This window comes from Vibrio sp. 378, from assembly GCF_033339435.1.
Genome location: NZ_JAWOUO010000593.1, coordinates 1 through 682 on the forward strand (window position 1 = coordinate 1; position 682 = coordinate 682).

The 682-nt window shown below is 55.0% G+C and carries 1 pseudogene; it reads right to left on the reverse strand.

Annotation, left to right across the window (positions count from 1 at the left end):
* Positions 1-655, reverse strand: a pseudogene (locus R7Q48_RS27735) (conjugal transfer protein TraI); the annotation flags it as partial.
* Positions 656-682 lie beyond the last annotated feature (27 nt).

Below are 682 nucleotides of genomic sequence, written 5' to 3' on the forward strand. Positions count from 1 at the left end.
CTTGGACCGGCTGGCGCTGCGGCTCTTCAACCGGAGAAGTAACATCGACCTTCTTCTCCTTCTGCTGTGGCTGGGAGTCCTTACCTTTCGCCTTTTGTTCAGGCGAGGGTTTACCGGCGTTAACCTCAGGCTTCTGCTGCTGCGCCTTTTTTCGGCTTTGTTGTTTCGGTGCAGACTTATTCTTGCTTGCATCCAAGCCAGGGGGAGAGACGAGCTCAAAGGCATCCTGGTATCCCCCCATTGACGCCTCGGCATCCTTAATGGCCGCTACGACTGCATCTGAAAGCTGCTCCGCCAGTACAATTGCCTTCACTCCGCTGAAATCACGAACTTTGCGACCTGGCATAATCGGGTCTGGAACAATCGCGTTGGCGTGGGACAGCTTCGAGAGAACCTCTGACGGCGCACCCAGCGACCGAGCGCCATCCGGGTACAAAATGACGGCTTGACCCTTCATCAGGCATAGGACTTCGCCCAGCGTCGTTTTACCTTCCAAAACAGGCATGATCGCTTGTTCAAGCAACGCCGATGCTTCTCCGTACCCGGCTAACATCTCAACGAGTAAGGTCTTTGCGTCTTTCTCATGCAGATTAGGTTTGTCCGTAGGTGGCATTGCTGGCGCTGGTGTTGTTTGTTCTGGTGCGTCAGTCAGCATAGGGAGCGGCTCAATCGCCCATGATGG